The 17,078-nt window shown below is 66.9% G+C and carries 17 protein-coding genes; 9 read left to right on the top strand and 8 right to left on the bottom strand.

Annotation, left to right across the window (positions count from 1 at the left end; all coding sequences use genetic code 11):
* The first annotated feature begins 102 nt into the window (after positions 1-102).
* Positions 103-954: a uroporphyrinogen-III C-methyltransferase gene (gene cobA, locus D6850_RS16000; RefSeq protein ID WP_121168617.1), complete on the top strand. Its 852-nt coding sequence runs from the start codon at positions 103-105 to the stop codon at positions 952-954.
* Positions 955-1,004: 50 nt separating this feature from the next.
* A complete protein-coding gene (locus D6850_RS15995) occupies positions 1,005-2,225 on the top strand; it encodes an MFS transporter (RefSeq protein WP_121168616.1) in 1,221 nt (406 codons plus the stop codon).
* 57 nt (positions 2,226-2,282) lie between these two features.
* On the opposite strand, the gene D6850_RS15990 is transcribed toward D6850_RS15995, so the two are convergent.
* Together D6850_RS15990 and D6850_RS15985 are read right to left on the bottom strand one after the other, a co-directional pair.
* Positions 2,283-2,951: an alpha/beta hydrolase gene (locus tag D6850_RS15990; protein WP_121168615.1), complete on the bottom strand. Its 669-nt coding sequence runs from the start codon at positions 2,949-2,951 to the stop codon at positions 2,283-2,285.
* Positions 2,948-3,577 carry a DNA-3-methyladenine glycosylase family protein gene (locus tag D6850_RS15985; protein ID WP_121168709.1) on the bottom strand — a complete coding sequence of 210 codons (630 nt, stop codon included), beginning with the start codon at positions 3,575-3,577 and terminating at the stop codon, positions 2,948-2,950. The genes D6850_RS15990 and D6850_RS15985 overlap by 4 nt, the downstream gene beginning before the upstream one ends.
* A gap of 193 nt (positions 3,578-3,770) precedes the next feature.
* On the opposite strand from D6850_RS15985, the gene D6850_RS15980 reads away from it, so the two are divergent.
* Entirely contained in the window at positions 3,771-4,019 is a 249-nt protein-coding gene (locus D6850_RS15980; protein ID WP_121168614.1) for a TFIIB-type zinc ribbon-containing protein, read from the top strand.
* 55 nt (positions 4,020-4,074) lie between these two features.
* On the opposite strand, the gene D6850_RS15975 is transcribed toward D6850_RS15980, so the two are convergent.
* The 3 genes from D6850_RS15975 to D6850_RS15965 all read right to left on the bottom strand — a co-directional run bounded on the left by D6850_RS15975 (position 4,075) and on the right by D6850_RS15965 (position 6,659).
* Positions 4,075-4,260 (bottom strand): PLD nuclease N-terminal domain-containing protein, encoded by a 186-nt coding sequence (locus tag D6850_RS15975; RefSeq protein ID WP_121168613.1) that lies wholly within the window; start codon positions 4,258-4,260, stop codon positions 4,075-4,077.
* A gap of 75 nt (positions 4,261-4,335) precedes the next feature.
* Complete coding sequence (locus D6850_RS15970) at positions 4,336-5,535, bottom strand: MFS transporter (RefSeq protein ID WP_121168612.1); 1,200 nt, start codon at positions 5,533-5,535, stop codon at positions 4,336-4,338.
* Between the two features lie 86 nt (positions 5,536-5,621).
* Complete coding sequence (locus tag D6850_RS15965) at positions 5,622-6,659, bottom strand: SDR family oxidoreductase (protein WP_121168708.1); 1,038 nt, start codon at positions 6,657-6,659, stop codon at positions 5,622-5,624.
* Positions 6,660-6,734: 75 nt separating this feature from the next.
* Between D6850_RS15965 and D6850_RS15960 the strand changes: the two genes are divergently transcribed.
* Positions 6,735-7,301 carry a TetR/AcrR family transcriptional regulator gene (locus D6850_RS15960; protein WP_121168611.1) on the top strand — a complete coding sequence of 189 codons (567 nt, stop codon included), beginning with the start codon at positions 6,735-6,737 and terminating at the stop codon, positions 7,299-7,301.
* A gap of 15 nt (positions 7,302-7,316) precedes the next feature.
* Here the strand turns inward: D6850_RS15960 and D6850_RS15955 are convergent, their stop codons facing one another.
* From D6850_RS15955 to D6850_RS15945, 3 genes are all read right to left on the bottom strand, one after another.
* Positions 7,317-8,009, bottom strand: a complete 693-nt coding sequence (locus D6850_RS15955) for a GntR family transcriptional regulator (protein ID WP_121168610.1) — start codon at positions 8,007-8,009, stop codon at positions 7,317-7,319.
* A gap of 123 nt (positions 8,010-8,132) precedes the next feature.
* Positions 8,133-9,827 (bottom strand): hydantoinase B/oxoprolinase family protein, encoded by a 1,695-nt coding sequence (locus tag D6850_RS15950; protein WP_121168609.1) that lies wholly within the window; start codon positions 9,825-9,827, stop codon positions 8,133-8,135.
* A complete protein-coding gene (locus D6850_RS15945; protein WP_121168608.1) occupies positions 9,824-11,881 on the bottom strand; it encodes a hydantoinase/oxoprolinase family protein in 2,058 nt (685 codons plus the stop codon). Before D6850_RS15945 ends, D6850_RS15950 begins: the two co-directional genes overlap by 4 nt.
* 108 nt (positions 11,882-11,989) lie before the next feature.
* Here D6850_RS15945 and D6850_RS15940 point away from each other — a divergent pair, with 108 nt between their 5' ends.
* The 5 genes from D6850_RS15940 (at position 11,990) to D6850_RS15920 (ending at position 17,062) form a co-directional block, all read left to right on the top strand.
* Complete coding sequence (locus D6850_RS15940; RefSeq protein WP_166434097.1) at positions 11,990-13,099, top strand: mandelate racemase/muconate lactonizing enzyme family protein; 1,110 nt, start codon at positions 11,990-11,992, stop codon at positions 13,097-13,099.
* Between the two features lie 63 nt (positions 13,100-13,162).
* A complete protein-coding gene (locus tag D6850_RS15935) occupies positions 13,163-14,155 on the top strand; it encodes a TRAP transporter substrate-binding protein (protein WP_121168606.1) in 993 nt (330 codons plus the stop codon).
* Between the two features lie 71 nt (positions 14,156-14,226).
* Positions 14,227-14,745 (top strand): TRAP transporter small permease subunit, encoded by a 519-nt coding sequence (locus tag D6850_RS15930; RefSeq protein WP_166434096.1) that lies wholly within the window; start codon positions 14,227-14,229, stop codon positions 14,743-14,745.
* A complete protein-coding gene (locus D6850_RS15925; protein ID WP_121168604.1) occupies positions 14,742-16,055 on the top strand; it encodes a TRAP transporter large permease in 1,314 nt (437 codons plus the stop codon). The genes D6850_RS15930 and D6850_RS15925 overlap by 4 nt, the downstream gene beginning before the upstream one ends.
* 8 nt (positions 16,056-16,063) lie before the next feature.
* Positions 16,064-17,062: a Gfo/Idh/MocA family protein gene (locus D6850_RS15920; RefSeq protein ID WP_121168603.1), complete on the top strand. Its 999-nt coding sequence runs from the start codon at positions 16,064-16,066 to the stop codon at positions 17,060-17,062.
* Positions 17,063-17,078 lie beyond the last annotated feature (16 nt).

Genomic DNA, 17,078 nt, shown 5'->3' with positions numbered 1-17,078 from the left:
GCCAGCCTCCCTGCGCCTGTCCGAACGTCCGTGCCGCCGGCGCCGCCCGCGCGCACGTCCGGCCCTCTTTTCGCGTCCTACGAACCGCGCCATAGAAGACGGATGAAAGACCCGATTCCCTTTCCGCCGGGCGACTGGCCCGCGCTTGAGCCCGGCTGGGTCTGGCTCTGCGGGGCCGGTCCCGGCGATCCGGGGCTGCTGACGCTGCACGCGCTCAACGCGCTGCGGCAGGCGGATGTCGTGGTCTTCGACGCGCTCGTGTCCGAGGATATCCTGCGCTGGGCGCCGAAGGCCCGGCACATCTACGCCGGCAAGCGTGGCGGCAAGCCTTCGGCGAAACAGCGCGACATATCGCTGCGCCTTGTTGAACTCGCCCGCGCGGGCAAGCGGGTGCTGCGGCTCAAGGGCGGCGATCCCTTCGTCTTCGGACGCGGCGGCGAGGAGGCGCAGACGCTGGTGCAGAACGGCGTTCCGGTGCGCATCATCCCCGGCATCAGCGCCGGGATCGGCGGGCTGGCCTATGCGGGCATCCCGGTCACCCATCGCGACGTGAACCAGTCGGTGACCTTCATCACCGGGCACGATCAGTCGGGGCAGACGCCCTCGTCGCTGAACTGGAAGGCGATCGCCGAGGGATCGCAGGTGCTGGTGATCTACATGGGCATGAAGCACGCCGCCCGTATCAGCGCCGCGCTGCTCGACGCGGGCCGCCCGGCGGACGAGCCCTGCGCGGTTGTCTGCGCAGCCACCACGCCGGAACAGAAGGTGCTCGAGACGACGCTGGGCCGGATGGCGGCCGATATCGCGGCCAGCGGGCTGGAACCCCCGGCGCTGCTCTGCGTGGGCCGCTCGGTGCTGATGCGCCAGGTGCTGGACTGGCAGGGGATGATGGCCGGCGGTGCGCCGCGCGACCTCGACCCGCTGGCCCGGGGGCGTCCGGCAGAGGCGTGTTGAGCGAGCGGACGGACTTGCGGCGGTGAACCAATCCGTCTAGCACCGGTCGCATGACCGATGCAGCCCTTCCCCACGACGACAGTCGCGCGCGCCGCAACGTGGCGGTGCTGGTGTCCGCGCAGGCGCTTCTGGGCGCGCAGATGCCGATGATCTTCGTCGTCGGAGGTCTGGCGGGGCAATCGCTGGCCAGCAACGTCTGCTTCGCCACGCTGCCGATCACGATGATCATCATCGGGTCGATGGTGACGGCGACGCCGATGGCGGCCTTGATGCAGAAATTCGGGCGCCGCGCGGGGTTCTTCGCCGGCGCTTTCGGCGGCGCGCTGGGGGGCGCGGTGGGCGCCTATGGACTGGCGATCGCCTCGTTCCCGGTCTTCCTGCTGGGCAGCTTCCTCACCGGCGTCTACATGAGCGCGCACGGCTTCTACCGTTTCGCCGCCGCCGATACCGCAAGCGACGCCTTCCGCCCCAAGGCGATCTCCTACGTCATGGCCGGCGGGCTGGTCAGCGCCATCATCGGCCCGCAGCTCGTGAAACTGACCAGCGACGCGATGGTCGTGCCTTTCCTCGGCACCTATATCGCGGTGATCGGGGTCAATATCGTCGGCTCGCTGCTGTTCCTGCTGCTCGACATCCCGAGGCCGCCGGTGCCCGATCAGGACGCCCCGCGCGGGCGCTCAAGGCTGGAGTTGCTGAAAACCCCGCGGATCGCGGTCGCGGTGATCTGCGCGATGGTGTCATACGCGCTGATGAACCTGGTGATGACCTCGGCCCCGCTGGCGGTCGTCGGATGCGGGTTCGAGGCGAACAACGCCGCCGACGTGGTGTCGCTTCATGTGCTCGCGATGTATGTGCCTTCGTTCTTCACCGGGCACCTGATCGCGCGCTTCGGGGTCGAGCGTATCATGGGCGTGGGGCTGTTCGTCCTCGCGGGCGCGGGCGCGGTGGCGCTTCAGGGGGTCGCGCTGGAAAATTTCTTCATCGCGCTGATCCTGCTGGGACTGGGCTGGAATTTCGGCTTTATCGGCGCGACGACCATGCTCGCGGGGGCGCACGCCCCGCATGAGCGCGGCCGGATGCAGGGGCTGAACGACCTGATGGTGTTCGGCGGCGTCACCGTCGCATCCATGGCCTCGGGCGGGCTGATGAACTGCTCGGGCGGGGACGCGCAGGCCGGCTGGACCGCCGTGAACCTGGCGATGGCGCCGTTTCTCGCTCTGGCGGGCGGCGCGCTGATCTGGCTGGTGATGCGCCCGCGCGCGGCTGCGTGAGGTAGGGGCAGGGCTGTTACCAATAGCCCTCGCAAAAACCTTCGACGACTCTCGCGCCTATCCCAGCCCCAGCTTGTCCGCCATGAAGGCGAGCGCCACCTGCAATCCGTTGGGCGCGATGCCGTGGCCGGTCCCCTTCATCACATGGGCGTAGACATCGCTCCAGCCCGCCGTCTGCAACGCCTCCGCCGCCTCGGGCAGCGAGCGCGGCGGCACCACGTCGTCGGCGTCGCCGTGCACCAGCAGGATCGGCGGGCGGCTGACCGCCTCGTCGGCCAGCAGTTCAGGGCGCAGCAGCCGGCCCGAGAACGCCACGATCCCCGCCACCTCGTCCTCGCGCCGGGGCGCGACGTGCAGCGCCATCATCGTGCCCTGGGAGAAGCCGAAGAGCACCACCTGTTCGGGCAGCACGTCCTCGTCCACCATCAGCGCGTCGAGAAAGGCGTCGAGATCGTCCGCAGCGGCCAGCAGCCCGCGCTCGGCCTCTTCCTCGCTCGACCCGTCGATCCAGGGGATCGGGAACCACTGATAGCCGCCCGGCATGCCCGGCACCATTTCGGGCGCGTCGGGCGAGACGAAGAGCGTGTCCGGCAGGTGCTCGCCCAGCGGATCGGCAAGGCCCAACAGGTCGGCGCCGTTGGCGCCGTAGCCATGCAGAAAGACGACGATGGATCTTGTCACGCCCGAGTGCGGCTCTCGGCGGCCGGCCTGCAATACGCGTGTCATCTGATCCCTTCCCTTTGCTTGTCTATGCGGTAGTAGGCCCAAAGCAGCCGCGCGGCAACCGACCGCCACGGCGCCCATGCCTGCGCCATCTCGCGGAACTGGCGTTCCTTCGGGCGGTCGGGCAGGCCATAGAGCACCCGCGCCGCCTCTTGCAGCGCGAGGTCGCCGGGGGCGAAGACGTCTGCGCGACCAAGGCTGAACATCGCGTAGATCTCGGCCGTCCAGGCGCCGATCCCCGGTACGGCGGTCAATGTCGCGATCACCGCCTCGTCGGGCGCGTCGCGCAGCGCGGCATAGTCGATCTCCGCCTCCGCCAGGGCCTGGGCATAGCGTATCTTCTGCCGGCTGAGGCCGACCGCGCGCAGGGCGTCCTCTCCGGCGGCGGCGACGCGCGCCTCGGTGGTGAGGTTCGCCGCCTCCATCCGCGCCCAGATCGCGGAGGCCGAGGCGACGCTGACCTGCTGGCTTATGATCGCGCTCAGCAGCTCGGCGAACCCGTCCGGCCGGCGCCTGAGCGGCAGCGCGCCGATCAGCGCATAGCCATGCGCCATCCGCGGGCACATTTTGGCGAGCGCCTCGGCCCCCTCGGCCACGTCGGCATCGGTTTCGATAATCCGTCCGGTCACGAAGCCCCGGCGCCCGCGCGCGGCAAGGCGCATGTTTTCTTGCGGCGTGGTACTGTTGGGAAAGGCGGGCTCATGCGGTGGACTATAGGCGCGCCGTGCGCGCGGGCAATGGCGAAATGCCGACTGGCCCGTTGCGGCGGGACGCCGCGGTCCCCACATCCGTGCGGATGAAACCGAAAGACGGAGAAACCCGATGAAATGTCCGATCGACGGCGCCGACCTCGTCATGACCGAGCGCGCCGGTGTGGAAATCGATTACTGCCCCAAGTGTCGCGGGGTCTGGCTCGATCGCGGCGAGCTGGACAAGATCATTGAACGCTCGGCCCAAGTGCCTCCGCAACCGCAGGCGCGGATCTACGAGGCGTCAGGCCACGACCGCAATGAGCAACCGCGCCGCAAGAAAAAGCGCGGCGGGTTTCTCGAGGATCTCTTCGATTTCTGAAGGCGGATTGCGCGTGAAGGGGCGCATCCCTGCGCCCCTTCCTGCGTTGCGCGCGTCAGACCCGCGCGGCGCTAGCCCTCGGTCCCGCGAGAAGCCAGATGATAAAGCCAAGCACGGGCAGGATGAGGATGACCAGCGTCCAGATCACCTTGGCCGCCGTGCTCGCGCCGGACGTGAGAACCTGGTAGATCGCGTAAATGTCCGCGATTAGGATGAGAAGGCCGAAAAGACCATATTCCATGTTGCATCTCCGTTAATATCTGCATTGCGGACATAACGTGAGACGGGCGCATCGGTTCCCGGCGCCTTTGCGGGATCAGCCGCCGCCCTCTTCGTCGATCCGGGGCAGGAACCACGCCAGCAACCCGGCGAGCGGCAGGAACGAGCAGATCCGATAGACCGTCTCGACCCCGTAACTGTCCGCCAGCACGCCCAGCAGCGCCGCGGCGATCCCGCCCAGCCCGAAGTTCAGCCCGTAGAACAGCCCGCCGATCAGGCCGATCCGGTTGGGCAGCAGGTCCATCGCGTAGATGAGGATCGAGGCGAAGGCGCTGGCCATGATCAGGTTGATGGCGATGGTCAGCACCCCGGTCCAGAACAGATCGACATAAGGCAGAATCAGCGTGAGCGGCAGCGGCCCCAGCACCGAGATCCAGATGATCCGGTAGCGCCCGATCCGGTCGCCCACGATGCCGCCGATCAGCACGCCCACCGCCGCCGCCAGCAGGAAGACGAAGAGCATCAGTTGCGAAGCGGGGATCGACAGGTCGAACCGTTCGATCAGGTAGAAGGTATAGAACGAGCGGAAGCTCTCGTTATAGGTGTTCTTCGTGAACATCAGGAAGGTCAGCACGACGAGGCCGATACCGATGGTCAGCGGCGCGTGCGTCACTGGCTCGACCGTGGCGCGGCGTCGCGCGCGCATCGCGGTGAACTCGGCGCTGAGCTGGCTCTGCTTGCTGCCGATCCATAGGAGGAGCATCATCGCCATGAGCGCGGTAACCGCGAACCACGCAAGGCTGGGCTGCCCCCAGGGCACGACGATCAGCGCGGCGAAGACCGGCCCGAGCGCGCCGCCCGCCTGTCCGCCCACCTGAAAGATCCCCTGCGCCAGCCCCTGCCGCCCCCCGGCGGCGTAGCGCGCGGTGCGCGTCGCCTCGGGGTGGAAGATCGAAGAGCCGATGCCGATCGAGGCCACCGAGAACAGGATCATCGCATAGCCATGCGCATAGGCGAGGCTGACCAGACCCGACAGCGTGAACATCATCCCCACCACCGGCGAATAGGGCGCCGGGCGGCGGTCCGTCACCATGCCGACCACGGGTTGCAGCATCGCGCCGGCGACCTGGAAGGTGAGGGTGATCATGCCGATCTGCACGAAATCGAGCGCGTAGGCCTCCTTGAGGATCGGGTAGGAGGCCGGGATCAGAGATTGCATCATGTCGTTGAGAAGATGTGTGGAACCCAGCGCCACCAACACGGCCAGATGGGTCCCGGAGCGGGTCGCGATCGTCATCTCTCGGGGTCTTTCGATTGAGTCGCCCCCACCCTTAGCTCATCGCCGCGGCTACTGGAACCACGTCGCGGCGTTTCCTTCAGGCGTCAGGCGCGCGGGGCCGGGACATGCCCGCGTGCGGCGAGGTCGGCCAGCGCGTCGGTCACGCTTTCTTCGGGCGGGCGGAATGTGAGGCCCATCTCGCGCCGGATCTTGGAGTTGTCGAAATGCGGCGCCCGCCCCAGGTGCGTGCGCAGGTAGGAGCCGACTCCGGCGGGCTGGGTGCGGCTCGCCAGGCGCATCAGCGCGGTGCCGAACCTGCCGGCGAGGCGCAGCTTCGGCAGCTTGCCACGGCCATAGCCCTCGCGGCGCATCAGGTCGACGATTTGGGCCATGTCCATGTTGCCGCTGGCGCAGATATATCGACCGGACGGCACGTCGGGATCCAGCGCCGCCACATGGGCCGCCGCCACGTCGCGTACGTCGACGAAGCCCCATTCCAGCGCCATGATCGCCGGATACCTGCCGGTCGCGATGTCCGCCAGAACCTGATTGGAGGTATTGATCGCATCCGTATGCGCCGGGCCGATCACCATGAACGGGTTGATCACGACCAGGTCGAAACCGGGCTTATCGCGCTCCATGAAATCCCACGCGGCGCGTTCGGCCATCGTCTTGGAGTAGTAATAGGGGTTGCGGGTCAGGCTGCTGCGCGCGTTCCAGTCCTCCTCCGTCAGGATGCGCCCGTCGGGCTGGTCGGTGATCGCCGCCATGGAGGAGGTCAGGACCACCCGGCGCACCCGTTTCGACGCGGCCGCCGCGGTCAGCATCGACAGCGTGCCCTGCACCGCCGGATCGACCAGGTCGCGCTGCGGATCGGTCACGTTCAGCACGTAGGGGCTCGCCATGTGCAGCGCGACGTCGACATCCGCGTGGGCCGAGAACGGGTCGTCATCCGTGAGGTCGGCGGCGACCAGTTCGAGCCGCTCCTCCGCGCCGGGCATGGCGCGCAGATGCGCCGTCCTGTCCGTCTGTGCGGGGTCGCGCACCGTGCCCCTGACGCGATGCCCGGCGGCGAGAAGCGACTCGATCGCGTGGCCGGCGATAAAGCCGGTCGCGCCGCTCAGAAGGATGGAATCGGTCATGATGTTCCCGATTGAATCATACAATATGAACGAATATAAGCGATTTCGTATGATTTTGACAAGACGATACGCAAGATGCCGACGCCTCCGCTCTCGCCGCTGAAGGCCGCGCGCTGGCAGAAGATCCTCGACGCCGCGGAGGCGGTCTTTGTCGCGCGGGGGTTCCGAGGCGCGACGATGGAGGGGATCGCCGAGGCCGCAGGCGTGTCCAAGGCGACGCTCTACGGCTATGCGCCGGACAAGGACGCGGTTTTTGCCGCCGCCGCTGATCGGGTTGCGGAACGGTTGCAGCATGCCGTGGAATCCGCGCTTGCCGGCGACGGGCCGGCGCCCACGCGGATCGCAGCCGCGCTGATCGCCAAGCATCGGATCATTGACGAACTGGTGCGCCGCTCGCCCTTCGCGGATGACCTGTTCGCGGAAAAGACCCGCACGAGCAGCGGCCGTTTCGCAGCACTCGACCGGGCTATCGAGGCGGAGATCGCCGCCGAGTTGCGCGTCGGCGGAAGCAAGGCCGGAGAGGCGTCACGCCTTGCCGCGCTGTTGTTCAACGCCAGCCAGGGGATCGCCAATGGCGGCGCGGAGTTCGACAGCGTGGCGCAGGATATCCGCAGGCTGGTGCAGGCGCTCGTTCCGGGGTGAGGCGCGGCGACGCCGTCAGGCCGAGAAGACGTCCGATTGGGCGCAGGCGATCTTGGTCGTCTTGCTGTCGTTCAGGTATTTCATGATCCGTTCGCGGAACAGGATCGTGTGCTCATGCCCGAGCCGTTCGGCAAGCTCCGCATCCCGCGCCCGGATCGCCTGCGCGATGCGGTGGTGATCGTTCATCACGTTTTGCAGGTGCTGCTCCAGCCCCTCTTCGTCGCGGTCGTCGGTTCCGATCCCGAAGGGAAAGCGTGAATACCGCATGCCGAGGTTCAGCATCCGCGCGTATTGATCGCACAGGAACCTGTTTCCCGACGCGGCGCCGATCGTGTTGTGGAAGTCGCGATTCGCGATCGTGGTGGCGACCGGATCGCCGGCGCGGGCTTGGGTGTCGAAATCCTGCATGGCCTGTTCGATCGCCCCCATGTCCGCATCGCTGCGCCGGATCGCGGCCAGCCGCGTCACCGCGCGCTGCAGGAGGTCGAACGCCTCGAGATAACGCGGAAAATCGGTCAGGTTGATCGGGGCGACCATCGCGCCGCGATTGGGCAGGATCGTCACCAGCTCTTCGGAGGCGAGCCGGATGATCGCCTCGCGCACGGGGGTGCGGGAAATGCCGATCTCCTTGACCAGCGCGGCCTCGTCCAGATCGGTCCCCGGCTCGCGGTCGAGGTTGAGGATCTGCGCGCGCAGGATGTCATACACGACCTGGCTGCCGGTCCCCTTGATGAGCCGCCGCTTGCCCGTTTCTTTCGATCCCTTTGCGATGTCCTGGCTCCCCGCGGTTTTCGGTGTTGCGAAAGCAGCGCCCGCAGGCGCCGCCCCGCATCATGCCGAAGATTCGTAAACCGACAAGTAGTCTTCCGAGAACTTCTCGCTGCGCCGGTCCGCCTGAACGTTCTCGGGGCTGCGGTTTTCAGGTGCGCCATAGCCGCCCGCGCCGGGGGATTCGAGGATCACCGCGGTGTCGGGTTTCACCCGCACGTTCGACGGCTTGCCCGGCAGGACGGTCTCCGCGCCGTCCTGCGGCGCGAGCGCGAAGCGCCCGGTCTTGCCGTCATGGCCGCCGAAGATGCCCCAGGGCTTGTGTCTGAACCGCTCCCCGACGCCGCTGAAGGTGAATTCGTGATCCACCGGGCGCACCACCCGCCGGATGCCGCAGCCGCCGCGGAACGCGCCGGCGCCGCCGGAATCCGGAACCAGCCCGTATTCTTCGATCAAGAGAGGGTATTCCATCTCGATCGCCTCGACCGGCAGGTTCGAGGTGTTGGTGATATGCACCTGCACGCAGTCCTTGCCGTCCTTGTCCGAGCGCGCGCCCATGCCGCCGCCGATCGTCTCGAGGTAGACATACCCCTCGCCGGTGCGCGGATCGTTGCCCGAGAACACCGCCATCGTGTTGGCCCCGTTGCCGGCCGCGACCGCGCGTTCGGGCATCAGCGGCGCCAGCGCGCCGATCACCACGTCCACGATCCGCTGGCAAGTATGCGCGCGCGACGCCACGGCGGCAGGGAACACCGCGTTCAGCAGCGAACCCTCGGGCGCGTGGATGTCGATCGCGTCGAGCACGCCCTGGTTGTTGGTCATGTAGGGATCAAGCAGCGCCTGCACCGCGTAGCAGACGCTGGCGACAGTGGCGTTCATGGTGACGTTCACGTTGCCTTCGACCTGTGGCGCTGTGCCGGTGAAATCGAAGGCGATGCTGGGTCCGTCGATGGTGACGCTGACCTTGATCGGGATGTCGCGCGCATCGCGCCCGTCATCGTCCATCACGTCCTCGAAGGTGGTGGTTCCGTCCTTCACCGTCGCGATCGAATCGCGCATCCGGGCGTGGGTGCGGCGGATCAGTTCATCAAAGGACGCGACCACGGTGTCGGCGCCGTGCACGCCGATGATTTCCTCCACCCGGCGCACGCCGAGGCGGCAGGCGGCGATCTGCGCGAAGTAGTCGCCCCGGCGTTCGGCCGGCAGCCGCGCGTTGAGCAGCAGAAGATCCATGATGTCCTGCTGCAATTCGCCCTCGCGGAAGAGCTTGACGCAGGGGATGCGCAAGCCCTCCTGGTAGATTTCGGTCATGCCGCCGATCATGCTGCCCGGCGCCATGCCGCCGATATCGGCGTGGTGCGCGATGTTGACGGCGAAGGCGATCAGCTTGCCCCCGCTGAAGATGGGCGAGGTCAGGTTCACGTCCGGCAGGTGCGTGCCGCCCGCGACGTGAGGATCGTTGCCGACGAACATGTCGCCGGGTTTGATCCCGCCGTTGCGCCCGTCGCCGAACTTCTCCAGCACCGCCGCAAGGCTCGCCGTCATCGACGCGATGTGGATCGGTGACACCATCGTCTGCATCACCAGCCGCCCATCCGCGTCCATGATCGCGGTCGAGTGGTCCTTGCGTTCCTTGATGTTGGTCGAGTATGCGCTCTTCATCAGCGAGATGAAGCATTCCTCGGTCACGGATTTATAGGCGCTGGAAAGGATCTCCAGCTTGATCGGGTCGACGGTCGCGGGGGTCATGTCGGTCATTTCTTCACCTCGATAAGAAGGTTGCCCAAGGGGTCGACAGTGGCGCGGTCGCCCGGATGCAGCGGGACCGTGGCGTCCAGCTGCTCGATGATGGCCGGCCCGGTGAGGGTCTGCCCGATATCGAGCGTCTTGCGGGTGTAGACCGGGGTTTCGACGCTCTCGCCGCCCTCGAACCAGACCTGCCGGGTGGAGGATGGTTCCCCGCCCCCCGCTTCGATCTGCGGTTTGGCGGCCGCCTCGTTCCGGCTCTGGCGGCCGTTGGCGGAGATGCGGTAGTTCACGATCTCGACCGGCGCCTCCGCGTTGTGGAAACCGTAGACCGTGTCGTGTTCGTCAAAGAACGCCTGGCGCAGCGTGTCCACATCGGTGAAGGCCGTGCGTTCGGGCGTGGGGCCGGACCAGACCGGCACGTTCAGCTCGAAGTTCTGGCCGACGAAGCGCATGTCGAGGCTGAGTTCATAGCTGCGGTCGGCCTCGGATATGCCCTCGGTTCCGAACCAGTCCTCGGCCTGTTTCATGAGGTCCGCTGCGGTGGCGTTGATCCGTTCGAGCGCGCCATCGGCGAGGTCGGTGCGGTGGCTCTGCACGAAGCTTTCCTTCAGGTCCGACACCAGCAGCCCTTCTGCGCAGAGGATGCCGGGCGCGCCGGGCACGATCATTTCGGTGATGCCGAGTTCAAGCGCGACGGGGCGGGCATGAAGCGGCCCGGCGCCCCCGAAGGGCATGAGCACGAAGTCGCGCGGATCGTGCCCGCGTTCGACCGAAATCGTGCGGATCGCGCGCACCATGTTGGCGACGACGATGTCGATGACGCCCTGCGCCGCCTCCTCGATGGGGATGCCGAGCCGTTCGGCCAACGGCTCGAACGCGCGGCGCGCGAGGTCCACGTCAAGCGTCATGCCGCCCTCGATCAGGGTGGGCGACAGACGGCCGAGGATCAGGTTCGCATCCGACACGGTGGGTTCGGTCCCGCCGCGCGCGTAGCAGGCCGGGCCGGGGACGGCGCCCGCGCTTTGCGGGCCGACCTTCAGCAGCCCGTCGCGGTCGAACCACGCGATCGAGCCGCCGCCCGCGCCGATGGTGCTCACGTCCACCATCGGCAGGCGGATCGGGAAGCCCGCAACGTCGCTTTCATAGGTGAGCTTGGCCGCCGTGTCGCGGATGAGCGCGAGATCCGCGCTGGTGCCGCCCACGTCGAGCGTGATGACGTTGGCGCGCTTGGTCAGCTTGGATGTATCGACCGCCGCCACTACGCCCGCCGCCGGTCCCGACAGCGCCGTGCGGATCGGAAATGACCGCGCCATGCCGAGCGACATCAGCCCGCCGTTCGATTGGTTGATGCTGATCCGCGCGTTGGGGATCAGGTCCGCGAGGCCCGCGCCCAGCTGGTCGATATAGGCATCCATCACCGGGCGCAGGTAGGCGTTGATCGTGGTCGCGGTGAAGCGTTCGAATTCGCGGAACTCGGGCTGCACCTCGCTCGACAGCGACAGGCTCACGTCGGGGAGGGCGGCCTGCACGCGGTCCCGGATCTGCGATTCGTGATCGCCATTGAGGAACGAGAAGATGAGGCAGACGGCGCAGGCCTCGACGCCCGCCTCGCGCATCTTTTCGATGGCCGCGTCCACCGCGTCCATGTCGAGCGGGGCGAATTCACTGCCATCGGCAAGGATGCGCCCGCCCACCGTGAGACGCCGTTCGCGCCCGACCAGCGGCGCCTCGGCGTCGAGATGCGTGTCATACATGTGCGGCCGGGTCTGGCGCCCGATCTCGAGCAGGTCGCGGAACCCCGCATTGGTGATGAGCGCCACCTCGCCGCCGCGCCGCTGGATCAGCGCGTTGGTGGCCACCGTGGTGCCGTGCGACAGGCGGTCCACCTCGGCGAGGTCGATGTCGAACTCGGCCGCGATCTCTTGCAGCCCGTCGAGGATGGCGCGAGACGGATCCTCGGGGGTGGAGGGGCGCTTGCCCAGGTGCATCTCGCGCGTTTCGGAGTGAATGGCCTGAAAGTCGGTGAACGTCCCGCCCACGTCCACGCCGATGATCCATCCCATGTGCCGCTCCCTCGTGAATACTAATGGTTGTCGTCGTGTATTATCTGTGTATTAATAAATCCGTCAAGGTGATTCACCGATTCAGCCGACGGGGTGGGAGGGCCGCAGTTGAAAATCACGCAGATCAGCGCCTATGCCGTTCGCATCCCGCTTGCCCGCAAGGGGACGTTCACCCGCGCCGAGCGGACCCACGCGGATCGCACCATCGTCGTGCTGGAAACGGATACCGGCCTGCGCGGCGTGGGCGAGACACGCGGGACCGGGGCGGCGGACATCATCAACACGCGCTTCGCTCCGGCGCTTGCCGGGCAGCCGGTCGCGGATCGCCGGGCGCTGCGGCGGCTCTGTATTCCGGACGCTTTCGATCACGGCTACCCCGAGCAATTGGTCGATGCGAACGCTTATACCGCTATCGACCTCGCGGTCTGGGACGTGACCGGCAAGGCCGCGAAGATGCCGCTTCATGCGCTGCTGGGCGGCAAGGTGCGCGAGCGCGCGCCCTTCGTCGCCTACGATTACGTGGTGGACGCGGACAAGGCCACGTCACCCGCCGCCACCGCGCGGGCGATGGCGGACCAGGCCGAGGCGGCGATCGCCCGGTCGGGCGCGTCGGTCTTCGAGTTCAAGGTCGGAGTCTATCCGCTGGCCCATGACATCGCCGCCGCCCATGCGGTGCGCGACCGCCTCGGCCCGGACGTGGGGATCGCCATCGACGCCAACATGGGATGGAGCGCGGACGAGGCGCGCACGTTCCTGACCGCCACCCGCGATGTCGGGTTCGAGAATGTCGAGGAACCCGTCGCGGACCTGACCGAGATGAACCGCCTCGCGCGCGCGTTCGGCGTGCCGGTGTCGAGCCATTGCTTCAACCTCGACGCGCTGAAACCCCATGACGCGGTCACCGGCTGTGTCGCGGACCTGCACAGCCTCGGCGGGCTCGAGGCCTGGCGCAACCATGCGATCCGCGCTCATGCGCTGGGCAAACGGCCGTGGTTCCGCTCGGTCTGGGAACTGGGGATTTCATGGGCGGCGATGTGTCACTTCATGGTCGCCGTCCCCGAGGTGCAGCGCCCGGCGCAGGCGCTTTTCAACTGGATCGACGAGGATCTGGTGCTGGGCGACAAGTGGGACGTGCGCGATGGCGGCGTCGCGCCGCCGGATGCGCCGGGCCTCGGAGTGGAGCTGGACGAGGCGGCATTGGAGAAATTCACGGTCTGACGACCCCGTCCGACCAGGGATCGAACTGCCCGATCATGGGCGCAACAGGAGGAAGAGATACTCATGAAAATCAGCAGAACACTGGGCGCGATCGCCGTTTCCGTCCTCGCGGCCACCACCGCGGGCGCGCAGGACATCCGGTGGGACATGGCCAACGAATACGCCGAGAACTCGCTGCACGGGCAGGCGCAGATCAAGTTCGGAGAGGTGCTGGCCGAGGAAACCGACGGCGCGATCAAGATCACCAACCATTTCAGCGCATCCCTTGGCTACAAGTCGCTTGAACAGTTCGACGCGGTCGCGGATGGCGCGCTGCCCATCGCCAACACCAATTCCGGCCCGCTGGCCGGGATCGAGCCGCTGCTTCTGGTTTCGTCATTGCCGTTCCTCGTGCGGGGCGCGGATGACGCCAAGCTCCTGTGGGAAACGGCGCGGCCCTATTACGACAAGGTGTTCGAGGACAATAACCAGATCCTGCTCTATGCTTCTCCGTGGCCCCCCGCGGGCATCTGGGCGAACAAGCCGATCACATCGGTCGAGGACCTTCAGGATCTCAAGATCCGCGCCTGGGACGCCAGCGGCGTCATCACGCTCAAGGCGGTGGGCGCCGCGCCGATCCAGCTTAGCTGGGCCGACGTCGTGCCGCAGCTCGCCACCGGCGGGATCGAGGCGGTGCTGACCTCTGCCGAGGGCGGCGCCAACTCCAAGTTCTGGGAGCACCTGTCGAACTTCTCGGCGGTGAACTATTCCATGAACCTGAGCATGACGCATATCAACGCGGACGTGTACAATTCGCTCTCCGAGGATCAGCAGGCCGCGGTGCAGAAGGCGGCGCAGATCGCCAGCGACATGGCATGGGCAGCTTTGGAAGAGCGGGTCGCGCAGAACTATGCCGACATGGAGGCAAATGGCGTCACCGTCACCAAGGAGGTGCCGGACGAATTCCTGGCCGCGCTGTCAAAGGCCGGGCAGAACGTCTATGCCGACTGGCTGGATAAGATGGGGCCGGAAGGTCAGGAAATCCTTGACGCCTATAATGCCGCACGTGGCATGTAATCCGGTAGGATAAAGCGACGGTGCGGGCGCCGCCGGACGGCGCCCGCATGTTTTTTGCAGAAGGGGACGACATGATCGCCAGAGCCTTCATCCACATCAACAACATGGCGAGCGCGGCCGCCATGTGGATCTCGGCGGGTTTGCTGGTCTACATGACCTGCCACATCACGCTCGAGATCATCCTGCGCAGCTTCTTCAGCACCTCGACCTTTTCGATGGATGAATTCGTCGGCTACGCCGTGGGCGCGATGACGTTCCTCGCGCTGGCCGACACGTTTCGCCATCGCAAGCATATCCGCGTGAGCATCCTCACCGGCTATCTCCAGGGGACGCGCGCGGCGCTGGCGGTGGAGCTGATCTGCATCGCGCTCACCTTCGGGGTCACGTTGTTCCTCGCGCGGTTCATCTGGCGCACGCTGGCGCGCGACTTCTCGCGCGGTTCGGTCAGTCCGACGCTGATGGAGGTGCCGCTGTGGTGGATGGATGCGGTGATCTTTGTCGGGCTGGCGCTGTTCATGGTGCAACTGGTCGCCAGCGCCATACAGGCGATCACCGAGGGCGTTCCCGAAGACGTGGAGAGCGACGCATGACCAGCCTCTTCATAGCCTTCGTCATCCTCATCCTCATCATGTTTTTCCTGGGCCTCGGGGTCTGGGTCTTCGCCGGCTTGCTGCTGGTCAGCATTACCGGCCTCGTCTTCCTGATCGACATGTCATGGTTCCGCGTCGGCACGATCATGGGGCCGCTGGTGATCCGCAGCGCGACGGCGTGGGAGGTGTCGGCGATCCCACTCTTCATCTGGATGGGCGAGATGATGCTGCGCACCGACATGTCGGACCGGTTGTTTCGCGGCCTGTCGCCGCTGACCTATCATTTGCCCGGACGGCTTCTGCATACCAACATCGCCGGATCGGCCCTGTTCGCCGCGATCAGCGGGTCTAGCGCCGCGACCACCGCCACCGTGGGCAAGATCACCATCACCGAGCTGAGCAAGCGCGGGTATTCCAAGTCGCTCACCTACGGGTCACTCGCCGGGGCGGGCAGCCTCGGGCTGCTCATCCCGCCCTCGATCGTGATGATCGTCTATGGCGTGCTGGCCGAGGTCTCGATCTCGCGCCTGTTCGCCGCCGGGGTCTTTCCGGGGATGATGATCGCCGGGCTCTACTCGGGCTACGTCATCATGGCGAGCCTGCTGCAACCCGGCGCGGCGCCGCCGGACCGCGCGCGGCCCGGGTTCCGCGACGTGCTGCGCGGGATCATGGATCTGATCCCGATCTCCATCCTGATCGTGCTGGTGCTGGGGTCGATCTACACCGGTTACGCCACCCCGTCCGAGGCGGCCGCCGTCGGCGTCGTGGCCACCATCGCGATGACGATCCTCACCGGGCAGTTCACGTTCGGGATGTTCTTCGCCAGCCTGCGCTCCTCGGTCCACACGAGTTGCATGATCGCGATCATCCTCGTCGCCGCCGCGTTCTTGTCGACCGCGATGGGGTTCTTGCATGTGCCGCAGGACGTGGCCAACGCGATCGCCGCGCTCGACCTCACGCCCGTCGGACTGATCGTGATCCTCGCGGTATTCTACATCCTGCTGGGCATGTTCCTCGAAGGGATCTCGATCACGGTGATGAGCCTGCCGATCACCTTGCCGCTGATCATCGCCGCAGGCTACGATCCGATCTGGTTCGGCGTGTTCCTCGTCGTCATGGTCGAACTGGCGCAAGTGACGCCGCCCATCGGGTTCAACCTGTTCATCATCCAGGGGCTGACGGGCACGCCGATCATGCGCGTCGCGCTGGCTGCGTTGCCTTTCTTCGTGCTGATGTGCATCGGGGCGGCGCTGCTGGTGGTCTTCCCCGAGATCGCGCTCTGGCTGCCCAACTGGCTGTTTGACAAGTAAGGAGCGACATGACCGACACCCAGGTGAAATGCGCGATTGTCGGCCTCGGCAGGTGGGGGCGGAACCTCGTCACTTCCGCGGCCGGGAACGCGGACGCGCCGCTGCGCTTCGTGCGGGCGGCGACGAGGACGCCGGCGAAGGCCGAGGATTTCTGCGCGGAGCACGACCTGCCACTTTGTGACGATTACCGCGAGGTTCTGGCCGACCCCGAGGTCGAGGCGGTCGTGTTCGCCACGCCCCACAGCCAGCACCACGAGCAGGTGATCGCCGCCGCCGAGGCGGGCAAGCACATCTTCGTCGAGAAGCCGTTCGCGCTCACCCTCGGTGACGCGCGCGAGATGACCGACGCCGCCGCGGCGCATCGCCGCTGCCTCGCCGTAGGGTTCAACCGCCGTTTCATGCCGGCGTTTCGGGAGATGCGGGACCGAATGAAGGAAGGCGCCATCGGCAAGCCGCTGCTCATTGAGGGGCAGTTCTCGGGGCCGTGGGGATTCGGCTACAGCGCGGACATGTGGCGCGGCAGCGCGGCCGAGAACCCGGCGGGCGGCATGGCGGCGATGGGGATCCACGTGCTCGACGCGATGATTGCGCTGATGGGGCCGGTCGCCGCGGTGCGCACGCTGAGCCGGACGCAGGCGTTGGAGTCGGACCTGCACGACACCACGGTCACGCTGCTGGATTTCGCCTCGGGCGCGGCGGGTACGCTGACGACGCTGATGGCTTCGCCGACATATTGGCGGTTGCATGTCGCCGGAACCGAAGGCTGGATCGCCATGCCCGACCAGGACTCGGTCGAGCGGTTGGACGGCGATGCGCCGACGCGCACGGCGCTTCCGGCGGGCAATTCGCTCGGGGCGGAACTGTCGGTCTTCGCCCGCGCGATCCGCGGCGGCGCAAACTGGCCGATCCCGGCCGCCGACATCCTGGCCGGCGTCGCGGCGATGCAGGCGATCGGGTGCTCGGCGGAACGGGGCGGCGAGAAGGTCGAGGTCACCGCAATCGGCTGACCCGCGCCATGTTGAA

Origin of the sequence: Roseovarius spongiae, assembly GCF_003651245.1 — a bacterium.
Classification (GTDB): Bacteria; Pseudomonadota; Alphaproteobacteria; order Rhodobacterales; family Rhodobacteraceae; genus Roseovarius; species Roseovarius spongiae.
This window is presented reverse-complemented; position numbering and strand designations above follow the sequence as displayed.

Coding starts and splice junctions, on each gene's coding strand:
- cobA (WP_121168617.1), top strand. CDS start 103: ATGAAAGACCCGATTCCCTTTCCGCCGGGCGACTGGCCCGCGCTTGAG.
- D6850_RS15950 (WP_121168609.1), bottom strand. CDS start 9,827: ATGACCGACATGACCCCCGCGACCGTCGACCCGATCAAGCTGGAGATC.
- D6850_RS15995 (WP_121168616.1), top strand. CDS start 1,005: ATGACCGATGCAGCCCTTCCCCACGACGACAGTCGCGCGCGCCGCAAC.
- D6850_RS15975 (WP_121168613.1), bottom strand. CDS start 4,260: ATGGAATATGGTCTTTTCGGCCTTCTCATCCTAATCGCGGACATTTAC.
- D6850_RS15980 (WP_121168614.1), top strand. CDS start 3,771: ATGAAATGTCCGATCGACGGCGCCGACCTCGTCATGACCGAGCGCGCC.
- D6850_RS15960 (WP_121168611.1), top strand. CDS start 6,735: ATGCCGACGCCTCCGCTCTCGCCGCTGAAGGCCGCGCGCTGGCAGAAG.
- D6850_RS15935 (WP_121168606.1), top strand. CDS start 13,163: ATGAAAATCAGCAGAACACTGGGCGCGATCGCCGTTTCCGTCCTCGCG.
- D6850_RS15925 (WP_121168604.1), top strand. CDS start 14,742: ATGACCAGCCTCTTCATAGCCTTCGTCATCCTCATCCTCATCATGTTT.
- D6850_RS15965 (WP_121168708.1), bottom strand. CDS start 6,659: ATGACCGATTCCATCCTTCTGAGCGGCGCGACCGGCTTTATCGCCGGC.
- D6850_RS15970 (WP_121168612.1), bottom strand. CDS start 5,535: ATGACGATCGCGACCCGCTCCGGGACCCATCTGGCCGTGTTGGTGGCG.
- D6850_RS15945 (WP_121168608.1), bottom strand. CDS start 11,881: ATGGGATGGATCATCGGCGTGGACGTGGGCGGGACGTTCACCGACTTT.
- D6850_RS15920 (WP_121168603.1), top strand. CDS start 16,064: ATGACCGACACCCAGGTGAAATGCGCGATTGTCGGCCTCGGCAGGTGG.
- D6850_RS15990 (WP_121168615.1), bottom strand. CDS start 2,951: ATGACACGCGTATTGCAGGCCGGCCGCCGAGAGCCGCACTCGGGCGTG.
- D6850_RS15930 (WP_166434096.1), top strand. CDS start 14,227: ATGATCGCCAGAGCCTTCATCCACATCAACAACATGGCGAGCGCGGCC.